10 protein-coding genes are annotated in these 13,224 nt (G+C 44.3%); 6 read left to right on the forward strand and 4 right to left on the reverse strand.

All coding sequences use genetic code 11. The annotated features are described in order from the left end of the window. Positions 1-371 precede the first annotated feature (371 nt). Positions 372-1,874 carry a hypothetical protein gene (locus HP552_RS33705; RefSeq protein ID WP_175399670.1) on the reverse strand — a complete coding sequence of 501 codons (1,503 nt, stop codon included), beginning with the start codon at positions 1,872-1,874 and terminating at the stop codon, positions 372-374. 223 nt (positions 1,875-2,097) lie between these two features. On the opposite strand from HP552_RS33705, the gene HP552_RS33710 reads away from it, so the two are divergent. The 3 genes from HP552_RS33710 to HP552_RS33720 all read left to right on the forward strand — a co-directional run bounded on the left by HP552_RS33710 (position 2,098) and on the right by HP552_RS33720 (position 7,719). Beyond that, positions 2,098-3,582: an amidase family protein gene (locus HP552_RS33710; RefSeq protein WP_175399671.1), complete on the forward strand. Its 1,485-nt coding sequence runs from the start codon at positions 2,098-2,100 to the stop codon at positions 3,580-3,582. 208 nt (positions 3,583-3,790) lie between these two features. Then, on the forward strand, positions 3,791-5,344 hold the full coding sequence (locus HP552_RS33715; RefSeq protein WP_175399672.1) for a class I adenylate-forming enzyme family protein: 1,554 nt from the start codon (positions 3,791-3,793) through the stop codon (positions 5,342-5,344). 344 nt (positions 5,345-5,688) lie between these two features. Continuing rightward, positions 5,689-7,719 carry a YheC/YheD family protein gene (locus HP552_RS33720; RefSeq protein ID WP_175399673.1) on the forward strand — a complete coding sequence of 677 codons (2,031 nt, stop codon included), beginning with the start codon at positions 5,689-5,691 and terminating at the stop codon, positions 7,717-7,719. A gap of 158 nt (positions 7,720-7,877) precedes the next feature. On the opposite strand, the gene HP552_RS33725 is transcribed toward HP552_RS33720, so the two are convergent. From HP552_RS33725 to HP552_RS33735, 3 genes are all read right to left on the reverse strand, one after another. After that, positions 7,878-8,174 carry a putative quinol monooxygenase gene (locus HP552_RS33725; RefSeq protein WP_175399674.1) on the reverse strand — a complete coding sequence of 99 codons (297 nt, stop codon included), beginning with the start codon at positions 8,172-8,174 and terminating at the stop codon, positions 7,878-7,880. A 94-nt stretch (positions 8,175-8,268) separates the two neighbouring features. Continuing rightward, positions 8,269-8,919, reverse strand: a complete 651-nt coding sequence (locus HP552_RS33730) for a nitroreductase family protein (RefSeq protein ID WP_175399675.1) — start codon at positions 8,917-8,919, stop codon at positions 8,269-8,271. Between the two features lie 30 nt (positions 8,920-8,949). Next, positions 8,950-9,369 (reverse strand): MarR family winged helix-turn-helix transcriptional regulator, encoded by a 420-nt coding sequence (locus tag HP552_RS33735; RefSeq protein ID WP_175399676.1) that lies wholly within the window; start codon positions 9,367-9,369, stop codon positions 8,950-8,952. A 474-nt stretch (positions 9,370-9,843) separates the two neighbouring features. Between HP552_RS33735 and HP552_RS33740 the strand changes: the two genes are divergently transcribed. The 3 genes from HP552_RS33740 (at position 9,844) to HP552_RS33750 (ending at position 13,213) form a co-directional block, all read left to right on the forward strand. Next, the gene (locus HP552_RS33740; protein WP_175399677.1) at positions 9,844-10,365 is read left to right on the forward strand and encodes a TetR/AcrR family transcriptional regulator; all 522 of its coding nucleotides are present in this window, start codon (positions 9,844-9,846) and stop codon (positions 10,363-10,365) included. Between the two features lie 66 nt (positions 10,366-10,431). Further along, complete coding sequence (locus HP552_RS33745; protein WP_175399678.1) at positions 10,432-11,409, forward strand: SDR family NAD(P)-dependent oxidoreductase; 978 nt, start codon at positions 10,432-10,434, stop codon at positions 11,407-11,409. Positions 11,410-11,785: 376 nt separating this feature from the next. Then, positions 11,786-13,213 (forward strand): NAD(P)-binding domain-containing protein, encoded by a 1,428-nt coding sequence (locus HP552_RS33750; RefSeq protein ID WP_175399679.1) that lies wholly within the window; start codon positions 11,786-11,788, stop codon positions 13,211-13,213. Positions 13,214-13,224 lie beyond the last annotated feature (11 nt).

The following is a 13,224-nucleotide window of genomic DNA, read 5'->3' on the forward strand; positions in this document are numbered from 1 at the left end:
GAAACATAGATTTGTAGTACGAGTAATTCGTAATAAAAATGGAGACAGCCGATTCTAAGCATTATAAATGATGGATAATTAATAAAGAACGAATAATAAGTAATAAAATGAAATACGGTACGTAGTTTTCGTAATAAAATAATATGATCTAATTGTTTTAATAGCACTATAGCAGCATATTCAATTTTATTACTTCATCAAGTACGAGAAAAAAGTAATAATTTAATACAAGTACGAAAATTGAGTAATAAAAATTCAATAAGTAGTTCAATAGAGTAGATCGAAAGAGATTCCTAAAATGCTTAGGCTAAGTAAACGGTGCACGACATTCACGGCAAATGTACATAAACAAAAAAATTGGAGAATGTGGTTCATTCTCCAATAAGTTCGGTTTGTATAGGGAAGGTAAGTTGTATAGGCGGTTCCGCCTGATCAAAAAAGTCATGCATTTCCGTGTGAGTCAATGGAATAAAGGAAATTTCAAAAGAGGAATGCAGTCTTTTATAATCAGCAATCAGAAAATTCAGGCTTTTAAACTCTTCTAGAGCATCCTGGATTTTTTTCATATTTTGTTCCGTTTTTCTTTTATCCATCCGGACTTTACGCAAGAAGTAGCTGAGCGGGAAGATATCTATGAATTGGTTCCCTTGAACATACCGCTCCAGACGTTCTTTCTGTAATGCATGTACTAAAATCTTTGAGATGTTACCTTCGATGGAGTTAAGGCTGTCTCTGTAGATCTTAACGGTCTGCTGATTAATATATTGTTGGTGGAAATAAGTACCGATGACAATTTCAGCATAACGTCTACCATTTGGATTGGAGTTGATGACTACCGAGTCAAATATAGACCAGTCCGCAGAACCAGATCTGGCTTTTTCTGATTTTTTCTTAATCACGGCCTGGAAGCCGAATGATCTGATTTTACGTAATCTTTTCTCAATTTCAACATAGTTTTTCACACCAGAGGAATTGTAGGCTTTACTTACTAGCTTGGAAATATCAACGGTGATCGTACGGTCGGTGTAGAACGATTCATCCTTTTGGGATAGGACGTAAAAAATGATATCCCGATCGGTACCATCCAGTGACTTCGTAAGGCTTTTATCAGCTAGCAGGAAATCTCCATCTTCCACTTTGATAATCGTGCGCAGAAACTCATTGTCACTGATCTCATAATCATCGAAGTAGGTTTGTTTGTTGGTGATTTCGTCCAGTTCCATTCTGATCTTCAGGTTTGTTGATTTTTCCGCAAAAACGACATCTTCGATCAAGCCATGAGGCTGCACATCCACTGCATTCGTCAAATCGTGTTTATCAATAATATCAGCGACAATAAAATGAAGATCGGTATCGATCGCCTTTTTGATCTGATTGGTTTTTTTACTCGACAAGTAGCGATAGTCAGTAAGATAGGTGGAGCTGGTGGTTGCCCACTCACTTATTTGTTGCAAACGTAAAGCTGGTAAATCATTCAGGTCTTTTACGCCAATCAGTCTTTCGGATTCAGCAACGATATCCAGCCCCCCATTGGATGCTTTCATTTGCTCCAGTGCAAGTTTCCAAGAACTTATTTCGATCAAAACAGGGTTATTTGGCACGGAATCCAGTTCTTCTTTAAATTTCTTGAGCCAATACTTTTTGCTCTGCTGTCTTTTGCGATAATTTTTATCCCGGATTTCAACATGATCCTCCAGATGAGGAGTATCAAATCCAAAATTCTGAATGAGGATTTCCTTTATCACCTCAAATAGCCAGGTTTCTTTTGTCGTGTTTGTAGACTCTTTGTAGACGTACATGTATAAATGATCGACAATTCTTGGAGGTAAACACTCAATTGTCTTTGTAATTGCAAAAAGCGAAAGTTTAACCATAGCCATTCTCCCTTAAAAAAACTTCTCCATAAAAATATATCATAACTTCCTATCAATTAGGGCAGGGATTATCATGGAAAAGTATTTCATGTGGGAAAAATGACATCTGACAAAGGCTGTCTTTTTATAATTACTGCTTCTGATCTTTGCAGCGAGGCAGAGGACAACAGATTTGTTCGTCGAACCATAAGTAGTAACAAGCAAAAAGGGAGAGGCTGTAAAAATGGATAAAACAGTAAGTGATCTTTTAGTAGAGGCAGACATCGTTTCGGTACAGGCAGCGATGGAAACAGGTTCTTTATCGTCGGAGGTTTGCGTTCGCTGGTATTTGGAGCGGATTGGAAGGCTCGACCCTAAGCTGAAATCGGTACTCGAAATCAATCCGGACGCGATAGAGGTTGCCATTGCGCTTGACGCGGAGCGGAGGGAATATGGAGCACGCGGACCGCTTCACGGCATCCCGATTTTGCTCAAGGATAATATCGATACAGGAGACCGCATGCATACCAGTGCCGGTTCAGTCGCGCTTGCCGAACATTTTGCATCAACGGATTCGGTCGTGGCTGCCCAGTTAAGAGCCGCCGGAGCTGTATTCCTCGGAAAAGCAAACATGACGGAATGGGCGAACTTCATGTCGAGCACGATGTGGTCGGGATATAGCTCCAGAGGTGGACAGACGCTGAATCCTTACGGTCCTGGAGAGTTGTTCGTTGGGGGATCGAGTTCAGGTTCCGCAGCAGCCGTTGCTGCGAATCTGTGTACCGCTGCCATGGGTACAGAGACTTCGGGTTCAATTATTAGCCCGGCCTCCCAAAACTGCCTCGTTGGTCTTAAACCGACAATCGGCCTGGTCAGTCGTACAGGAATTATTCCGATTACGAATAGCCAGGATTCAGCCGGCCCAATGACGCGTACGGTCCGGGATGCTGCGATTTTGCTCGGTGCGATGACTGCGGTGGATCCGGATGATGCAGCGATGCATGAGAATGGACGGGCAGCCTATACAGATTACACGTCCTTCCTGGATGCGGATGGCCTGCGAGGTGCGAGAATTGGCGTTCCGCGGTTTTATTATCAAGGCCTGGATGAAGCAAGAGCGGAGATTATCGAACGGGCGATTACTGTATGCAAAGAACATGGAGCCACCATTGTGGACCCAGTATCTTTGCTCTGTGAGAGTGCGAAGTGGGACTGGGACGTGATGCGGTATGAATTTAAAAAAGGGCTGAATGATTATTTAGCCAAAGCTGGTCCGGGCGCTTTCGTTAGGACGTTAGATGAGCTCATCGCCTATAACGAAGCAAACCGTGAGGTTGCCCTTAAGTATGGACAAGATACGCTGATTTGGTCGAATGAAACAAGTGGTACATTGTCTGAACCGGAATACTCCGAGAGCTTGCGACTTAACCGTGAGTTATCTCGGGACCAAGGCATTGATCACGCAATCCGCGAACATCGACTAGACGCTTTGCTGTTTTTGGGCAATGAGGATGGACTCGATTTGTCCGCGCGTGCGGGTTATCCTGTCATTACCGTTCCGGGCGGGTATACGGAAACAGGCACCACCGGGGAAGATGGCTATACGACCAAAGGGCCTCAGGGAATTACTTTTGTCGGAACCGCCTACAGTGAGCCCATCCTTTTGCGACTAGCCTATGCGTACGAACAAGCAACAAAATACCGTTTTGCGCCAACCGATCCGGTGTAATCTTAGAAGAGTGTAAACGGACACGACAGCTCAACAACCAAAAGAGACGGCAACCATCCTCGCTGCCGTTTATTTACGAACGTCAAGTGAGTTATACATTATTAGACAATCTAATGATGTTAATCGAAAATCGTTATGTCTAATTTTTCCAATAGTATGATATGCTCTCGTTAATCCTAGTACTCAAACCAGATTAAGGGGAGTGAACATGTTTCTGTTTGAACGACTACCACTAGCAGCAAGTTTGTTTTCTGATGCGCCAGCACTTTTAAGATACGGGCAGAAAATTACATACGGTGAGCTCTATCATTTCGCTGAAAAACTTGGGCGTGCCTTCTATGCTGAGGGTCTTCAACCAGGGGATCGGCTTGCTATTCTCGGGGATCCTGATCCCCAAATGGTTGTTTCACTCTATGCAGCGGTTGAGGTGGGTGCAATACCAACAGTGATTTCACCGTTGCTAAGTCCTCCAGAGATTGCAGCGATTCTTGAGAACGCTGAGCCCAAATTCCTGATCCATGATAACCGTCACGCCAAGGCAGCTTACTCCGCTGTAAAACTTCTTTCGAGATCTCCAATACTTTTTGCGACTGAAGAAGGTTCTGTTTCTGATTCAGTGGGATCTATTTTACACCAGAATTTGGAATTACAATCCATTGAAGCGATTGACCGCAAAATGGAGGATACCGCCGTTTTAATTTTTACAGGAGGAACGACTGGCAGACCAAAGGGAGTAATGCATTCACATCTCGGAATTTCAGCATGGAATCAATGTACGCCTACTAAAGGCTTGGGGTATGACATGGATCGTCGAGTGTTAGTACTTAATCTATCTCACCTAGTCGGCCAATTCCAACTGTGGGCAACCATGGCAGCCGGAGGCTGCCTGGTCTTTCTAGATGAATATCCGGCTAACGTTCAGCGTATCGTTGAGGCAGTGGAACGCGAACAGATTTCGCACCTCAGTACGGTCGGACAATTGCTGCGTGACCTGACCAGTGAGGTATCCGTTATGGGTAAAGATTTACCAAGCCTTAAGGTTATTGGTTGTGGAGGATCTGTCATTTCACCGGATACCCTAAAGAATGCGGTTCAACAGTTTCCAGGAGCGTTGATCGTTAACAATTACTCTCAAGCAGAATGTGGAATGGCGATCAGTCGACTACTGCCTGCACTTCATATGGATGATCCGATCCGTCTTCGCTCAGTAGGGCGTCCTTCGGATTTTGCTGCACAAGGAGAAAAAGCCTTTCAGGTACGAATCGTCACTGAAGAGGGGCAGGATGCACTAGATAATGAACCTGGCGAAATTGTAGTTCGCGGATCCCAAACGATGTTGGGGTATTGGCATCAACCAGAGGCTTCTAGCGAAGCAATAAGCAATGGATGGATACGAACTGGTGATGTAGGGTGTTTGGATGGTGAAGGATATCTATATGTGCTGGATCGTTTCAAGGATATGGTCATCATAAATGGTTCAAATGTGTTTTGTCCTGAAGTGGAACAAGTGATCATGACTCACGAACAGGTTATAGAGGTTGCCGTTATCGGACTTCCACAACCCAATGAAGGAGAGGAACTCGTTGCTTGCATCGTTCTACGTGAAGGTGGTAGCCTAGAGCTGGAAGGATTGTGGGCGTTTTGTGAACTCAGGCTAGCACAATATAAATGGCCAACGAAGATATATATTCTCGATACTCTGCCGCGAACCGCCGTGGATAAAGTGGACAAAAAAAGGTTACGCATGCAAGTACTTTTGTAGTGAAAAAGGTTAAAACCTGAAGTGATATGTTCTGTAGGGTGAGCTATCGGTCGACACGATCGATTGCTTATATTGTATTAAACGTATATTCATATTATGTAGTCTGATTATCATTGAATCTTAGGATGCTAATCCTGAATTAGTTATCAATGAAGAAACAAAACCATGCCGCGGAATTGTAGAGTGGATCAAATAAGTGACGAATGCAAATAATATATTTTTGATAGATAATTATAGTGACGGGCGAGTATTCACCTACGTGGATGCTCGCCCTTCTGTGTTCAGAATATGTTCAGCCCTGCCATGTATAATCGGCTTTAGAATTTTCGATATGAGGTGGTTAGTTGTTAATCGGTGTATATCGCAAAAACGATCCTCTACAAACACTGCCCGAGAGACGAATCAGCGAGTTGGTTGCAGAGGGATGGAGACAGGGTGTAGATGTATTTTTCTTTGATGCCAGCTGCATTGATATGGAGCAGGGAAGCATTAAAGGGAAATTTCAGGTAGGAGACTCCTGGATGGAGAAGAGGATCTCCCTGCCGGACGTAATTTTAAATGAAGCACCTGATCCGGTTAAGAGCAGACCAGAGAGTGAGAAGTGGCTGCGCCGCAGGGTGCCTTTTACGACATTTCTGATCCAAGGCAAATATGAGATTCATAAGAAACTGGAGCCATTATTCCAGGATCATATGGTGCCAACAGAGCGGTTGCTAGATCTGAATGGACTGCTGGCATTTTTGGATGTGCATAATGAAATAATCGTCAAACCCGATCAGGGGTGCAGGGATAATTCTATTTTTACCGTGAAGAAAAAGGAACAAAACTACTTATGGCGCCAGCATGCCGAGGAAAGCCAGCTCGATTATACTGATTTGGAGAAGCGTGTACAGGACGTTTTGGCACAAGGATCGTATATTATTCAGCCTTATTTTCCTTCGATAACAGAAATGAAGGAGGTCGTGAACTTCCGAGTACATATTCAGCGCAATGGTACGGGACGGTGGGCGGTAACCAAGGTGTACCCTATAATCGGCGCCCCGAATTCCATCATTAGCAATTTAAACCAAGGCGGCTGTACCGAGGATGCAAAAAACGTGTTGCAGCAGTTACTTTCAGATGATGCAGATCAGATCATCCGTGAAATGGAACGGCTTTCTATTCGGATGGCAGAAATAATGAATCGTTCGTACTCCTTTCTGATCGATGAGCTCGGGATGGATTATATAGTGACCCCTGAAGGGCAATTATTGTTTCTGGAAGCCAACATAAGTCCTCAAACGCGATTTCATGAGCGGGAACGGGCGGCAAAAGCGATTGAATATGCACAGTATGTGGCGAAGGCAGGGCGCATGGTGTCGAGTCCCGTTGTGGCGATGCTGACTGCTGACTCAGCAGACGAACCGTTGGCAGCTGCCTGCGCTTACGCAGCGAAGTGGAATGACGCAGAATTCTATTATTTTGGCCCAACGGATGTGCATGCTGAATTGCGGTTCATCAAAGGCTACGTCTATCAGGATGGAGAGTGGGAAGCCCGGTACTGCCCTTTTCCTAATGTGGTCTACGACCGATTGAAGGAGCGCGGCAATGCGAGTTACGATAATGTTTACGCTGCTTTGACACATGTTCCTTTTACGGACGAACGAAGTGGTGAATCCCTTAGCAAGAAAAAGATATATGAATTTGTACAAAAGGATCCGGAGCTGTCGACTCATCTTATCCCTTATCAAGCAGTTAAACACACTGACGAGGTTCCAGCTTTTATTGATACGCACGGTACTTCTATTATCAAACCCTCTCGGGGGTCATTGGGTGAAGGGATACTCATTGTTCAGCGGGAAGAGAATGGTTATGCCGTAAAGGACCATCAGCATATTCACAAAATGAGTGAGAAGGAATTCGCCGAATGGATCACGATGATCGCCAACAAAAACAGCCATATCGTTCAAAAGTTTATCCGAAGTGAAACCCGGAGTGGGCTTCCTTTCCATATTAGGCTTCATCTTGTTCGTAACGGAGAAGGCGAATGGTCGCTTATATCGGCATTTCCCTTTTTGTCGACGCAACGTGATCATAAGGTGGTCAATCATCCAGACTCTCTGCGTGCTGTTACAACATGGGATTGGCTGTCACGGCACGAGTTTTCCGATAAACAACAGGTTATGTTTGCCATGCTTAAACGGTTCGCATTAAAAATGGCCGATCATATTGCCGGCAGTGTAACAGATCGAATATGTGAGTTAGGGATCGATGTGGGAATCGACCCGTCAAGCCAAATATGGCTTTTTGAAGTCAATATGAACAACATCGGTTCAACTCATCGAGAGTTTGATGTCGCGCAGAACATTATTCCGTTTGCCCTTTCTTTGCAATGAATTTCTGATACAAAATAATAGCTAAGATTGAAATATCTTTTTTTCAATGGAAAAAGCCGTTCCAAAGTCAAAATGACTTTAGAGACGGCTTCTTTTAATGGCACTAATGGAGCCTGCATGCCTTGTTATTGGATTAATCAGATCAAACTTAGTGTGACTTAGTGTTTAACCGCTTCGCCAGCAAATACTTCAACGTTCATCGGAGCAGCCATGAAAGAGGGTGCTTGTTGAACAAATGCTTGGAAATGCGTGCTTGCGTTATGGGCTGCTGTAGCTGCTTCGTCTTTCCACAATTCGATCATGACATATTGATGTTCTTGTTCTGTGCTTTTGTTCAGAGCATAGCTGATATTGCCTTCTTCATTGCGTGTTGCTGCAACGAGTTCTTTGGCTGCGGAGAGGAAAGCTTGCTCTTGTTCCGGTTGAATTTGCAGGTGTGCGTGAATGATAATCATGTGTATTTACCTCCGTTAATGTATATAAATTTGTTTGAATGGTGCCGAAATGTTAAGGGTGACGCTATTCATTAAAAAGGTGAAGATAAGATGATTATGCCCAAGTTGTAATGGTATCAACAGGCAGACGGTAGGATGGATGACCATCTTTGGCTGATTTGCCAATGGAGATCAGCATGACTGGTTGATAGCGTTCTTTGTCCATACCGAAGGCTTCAGCGATCTGGTCTTTTTCATAACCGCCAATAGGGTTTGTATCATAACCATGCGCACGTGCGACAAGCATCAATTGCATGGAAACCAGACCTGCATCAATCAGGTTGACATCGCGAAGGGCGGAAGGTGGCATAACATCGTAATAAGGCATTACTTTGGCTAGCTGCATATCCTTCACTTCTTGTGGCATATAACCGAGTTCTACAGCTTTACCAAAAATCTCATCCATATACTCAACATTGTTCATGTCGATAAACACGCCAATGACTGCGGAAGAAGTCAGAACCTGATTTTGATTAAATCTGGCAAGAGGAGCAAGCTTCTCTTTTCCTTCAGCGGTGTCCACAACCAGGAAACGCCAAGGCTGCAGGTTGATGGAGGATGGTGCACGGGAAGCTTCTCCCAAAATTTCGGTCATTTCTTCACGGCTGATTTTTACCTCTGGATCATAAAGTTTAACGGAACGACGGCCATACGTGATTTCGTTAAAATCATTTGTCTTTTGGAACGTACTTTGAAAGGTACTCATGAAATGAATCTCTCCTTTGTAAAAGGGTTATTAAAAATTGTTTTGCATTCGTTCGAGATAACTCGCGAGAGCTTGAATTTCCTCTTCACTGAAGTCGTGTAAAATCTGATGAATGAAATTTTTCTTCTCTACTTTGTAACCTTCAATATGTTTGCGACCATCATCGGTCAGACGAACAAAGGTGACCCGATTGTCTACCGGATTTTTGCGTCTGCTCACCATGCCGTCAGCTTCCAGCTGCTTCAAATGGCGGGTAATGGCGGCACTATCAATATTAATGATTTTTTGCAGCATCGACTGGTTGATCTCGTCGACCTGATCCAATTCATGCAAAATCTCAAAACGTGATGAACTGATCCCAGTGCAGCGCTCGAACTTGGGACTGATTTTGTTGCCAAGTGCATTGAGCAGGTTGATGATCTGCTCTTCCTTTGAAACGATACGTGTCATGACTAGACCTCCCGGGTGAATCTGGACATGAACAACGGCTTATGTTCACACAATCCGATTGTGGCCTTTATGCAGTGCCATTGCTAATAAAAAATAATGGACGCCTCAATCATTGACGTATCAATCATTGACGTATCAATCATTGATAGCTCAACTAATATATCATGGCTATTTTTATTTTGCAAGCCAAATTCATATGAAAAAATATGCACATGAATTAGACTTTTTTTGTCGGCTCTTTATGGAGTAGCATGTCCAGTTTTAGAGAGAAATATCGTAATAATGTTGTGAATGAGACATTTATCAACTCTACTGGGCAAGGATAATGAATGAATACAACTGTAACGCGAATTCAGCAGCAGTATAATTACCCGCCAACTCAAAATGGCTAGAGAGATCTTTTGCAAAAACGGCTGGTATCCTATATACTTCAAGCTATTGATCAATTAATAACTATGGTTAGAGGTGAATAATATGACCAAAGATACAACGGCTTCAGTGAATCGGCGGAACGATATAATCTCGGCAGCCATCGAAGTATTTGCAGAGATCGGCTACTACCGTGCAACGACAGCTCAAGTAGCTGAAAGGGCACAGATTTCGCAACCGTATATTTTTCGCTTTTTCAAAACAAAAGAAGCGCTGTTGCTGACTGCACTTGAAGTTTCATGGACGCGGGTCATAGATTCGTTTCGGCTGGTGGTGGAAACGGCCACACCGGATCAACTGGAGAGCGAGTTGATTGAAGCGTACGAGCAGATTTTGGAGTCTCACAAAAGCGAAATTATGCTCCAGATGCAAGCACAAACCATTCAGGAAGATGTCATCCGGCAGGCAATGCAAAAAGGTTTTGGCGAAGTAAGAACGATGGTTTTGAATGCTTTTAGCAATGCAGGCATTGCCGATGCGAAGCAAAGAACGTTGGTTTTCCTGGCGATCGGCATGTTATGCAATATATCGACAGCACTGGATATGCCTGAGCTCAAAGAGAGATAGAGAGGGTTATTACCCTTTTCAACAATAGTTATTGATCAATAACTAAACAGGAAAAGGAGAATGGACATGAAAAAAGCTATTGTTATCGGGGCAACAGGCGGAACAGGTGTGGCAGTTACACAGGAATTGATTAACCGGGGGATATCGACTGTGGCATATGGGCGTTCACGACACAAATTGGAACAGCTTGCTGCAGCATTGGGGTCTCCAAGTCACCTTCAGCTCGCCGTGGGGGATGCCTTCGAACCGAATGAGATCATTGCTGCTTCCCAGGAAGTTGATGTGATGTTTCACTGTGCCAACGTCCCGTATAACGAGATGGAGAGCAGGCTGCTACCTCTGGGTGAATCTGTTATGAAGGCAGCAGAGCAGTTGGCTCTGAAGGTCGTTGTCATAGATGGTATATACCCTTATGGTAGAAGCCAAATGAATGAGGTAACGGAAGAACATCCGAAGCAGCCCCATACCCGAAAAGGAAAAACAAGACTGGCCTATGAACAGATGTTATTCAGCAGCAAGTGGACCAGAGCCCAAATCATGATTGTACGCTTGCCTGATTATTATGGTCCGACGGCGAATGAGGCATCCTACCTGGGATCAACACTTGAATCCATAGCGAAAGGCAAAATGGCCTTCTTTATCGGTAATATGAAGACTCCGCGGGAGTATATCTATTTACCTGACGCAGCAGTCATGGTGGTGGAGTTGGCAAACAGGGAGAATACGTATGGGCAGAACTGGAATATTCCCGGTTCAGGCATCATCGCAGGTAATGACATCGTCCGGATTGCACAGAAGGCAGCAGGTGTAACCAAACCTGTAGTGCCGCTGGGTAAAATCGGGTTGTCCTTGATCGGGCTGGGGGTGCCTGTGATGAGGGAAATTGTAGAGATGTTATATCTGACCGAGGAGCCGCTCATTTTAAGCCGACAAAAGTACGAGCGCAACATTGGTCCGGTGCAGGCGACTTCGTTCGAAGAAGGAATTGCGGTGACAATCAGACAGCTGCTGAAGAAGTGGATTATATTTTTTGTTCATTTGTGATTGATTGATCACTAACAAAATATAATATGGTATATCTAATGATGGGCAGATCCAGAATTTTTATGGGTCTGCTTTTTTTGTCTTGATGAAGATGAGCATGAATAGTGGCTTTATGGTTTCTGATAGACAACCGATAGAACATCAGGCTTTGTTTCGTTACTATCCACAAGCATGTTAGTTATTTTTAGATGTGATGACAATAAATATGACGTGAACTTCAAAACAAGAAAAAGAACTCATATAATAAACGGTAATATAACGCGGAGATACAATAAAATACAACGAATCCTCTTGATCTGACGTTAATCTGACATCGATTTTCAAAAAGAAGATAGATCTAATTTTTACAAAGTGCATATTGAAAGGGTTGAGGATCATGAGCCTTGAAGCTTTGAACCAACGTGTAAAAAACGATCTCACTTATTTGGCATATGGCGGGGCAGATTGGGTGCGTCCAACGAAACATGCCGATGGACATGTATATGACGTGATTATTGTAGGTGGCGGACAGAGTGGCCTGGGGGCTGCTTTTGGCCTTCTGCGTGAGCGGATTTCCAACATTCTAATTATCGACGAAAATAAGGCTGGACTGGAGGGACCTTGGGAGACATACGCTCGCATGGTAACCCTGCGTACACCTAAACACCTAACGTCCATTGATCTTGGAATTCCCTCCTTAACGTTTCGTTCCTGGTGGGAAGCACAGGTTGGACCTGAAGGTTGGCAGGCGCTGGACAAGATTCCACGCGGGGATTGGATGAATTATTTGCGTTGGTACAGGGAAGTGTTGAATTTGCCTGTAGTCAACGAAGTGAAATTAAAAATGATCGAACCCATGCCTGAAGGAGTCCATCAACTTCACGTGGAGGGTCCCGGAGCTGCTTCGGGTCAGCTACTCGCGCGTAAAGTTGTGCTGGCCACCGGTATACAGGGAGGGGGAGAGTGGCATGTACCACCCATGATTGCCGAACGATTGCCAAGAGAGCTGTATGCTCATACTTCGGAGGCTATCGATTATGAACGGCTGCGGGGCAAAAGAATTGCAGTGCTTGGGGGAGGTGCTTCTGCTTTTGATAATGCGAGTTTTGCACTCGCAGCAGGTGCGGCTGAAGCTCATGTATTTGTGCGGAGAGAACAACTTCCAAGTGTAAATCCCATACGTCAGATGGAGCAATCCGGAATGATTGAACGTTTCCATGCATTACGGGCAGCCGACAAATACGCGGTTATCTCACACTTTTTTCAATTTAATCAGCCTCCAACCAATGATACCTTCAACCGGGCTGCGGCTTGGCCAGGGTTCGAATTACATTTGAATTCACCTTGGCTCAATGTGGAAGCGAACGACAATGGAGCAGTGGTCACGACGGCTGAGGGGCAATTTGCTTTTGATTTCCTGGTGATTAGTACGGGGCTGTTAAGTGATCCCGCATTACGACCAGAACTCCAACTGGTGGAAAAACATATTGCTCGTTGGGCAGATTGTTATCAGGCTCCGCCTGAGCATCGCAATGAGCTGCTGGATGCACATCCCTTCCTTACTTCCGGATTTGCCATGACAAGCAGAAGTGAAGCAGGTGAATCACAGCTGCATGGGTTATTCGTTTTCAATTACTCGGCTCTTGCAAGTTGTGGCTTGTCCGCCTCTGCAATCTCCGGTACCAAGAGTGCTGTTCCGAAGCTTGTGTCTGCCATAGCTGATCAGCTGTTTCTAGATGATCGGGAGACGATACTGCAGCTATTTTATGATTATAATGAACAGGAATTCACAGCATCTTGGGCAAAAAGTGGCGTTCCTGGCTGATCCAGTTCTTA

It is taken from the genome of Paenibacillus xylanilyticus (assembly GCF_013359935.1).
Classification (GTDB): Bacteria; Bacillota; Bacilli; order Paenibacillales; family Paenibacillaceae; genus Paenibacillus; species Paenibacillus xylanilyticus.

What these genes read in the sequence shown, in the direction of transcription:
- HP552_RS33750 (WP_175399679.1), top strand. Translation starts at nt 11,786, where the DNA reads ATGAGCCTTGAAGCTTTGAACCAACGTGTAAAAAACGATCTCACTTAT.
- HP552_RS33730 (WP_175399675.1), bottom strand. Translation starts at nt 8,919, where the DNA reads ATGAGTACCTTTCAAAGTACGTTCCAAAAGACAAATGATTTTAACGAA.
- HP552_RS33735 (WP_175399676.1), bottom strand. Translation starts at nt 9,369, where the DNA reads ATGACACGTATCGTTTCAAAGGAAGAGCAGATCATCAACCTGCTCAAT.
- HP552_RS33725 (WP_175399674.1), bottom strand. Translation starts at nt 8,174, where the DNA reads ATGATTATCATTCACGCACACCTGCAAATTCAACCGGAACAAGAGCAA.
- HP552_RS33740 (WP_175399677.1), top strand. Translation starts at nt 9,844, where the DNA reads ATGACCAAAGATACAACGGCTTCAGTGAATCGGCGGAACGATATAATC.
- HP552_RS33705 (WP_175399670.1), bottom strand. Translation starts at nt 1,874, where the DNA reads ATGGTTAAACTTTCGCTTTTTGCAATTACAAAGACAATTGAGTGTTTA.
- HP552_RS33745 (WP_175399678.1), top strand. Translation starts at nt 10,432, where the DNA reads ATGAAAAAAGCTATTGTTATCGGGGCAACAGGCGGAACAGGTGTGGCA.
- HP552_RS33710 (WP_175399671.1), top strand. Translation starts at nt 2,098, where the DNA reads ATGGATAAAACAGTAAGTGATCTTTTAGTAGAGGCAGACATCGTTTCG.
- HP552_RS33715 (WP_175399672.1), top strand. Translation starts at nt 3,791, where the DNA reads ATGTTTCTGTTTGAACGACTACCACTAGCAGCAAGTTTGTTTTCTGAT.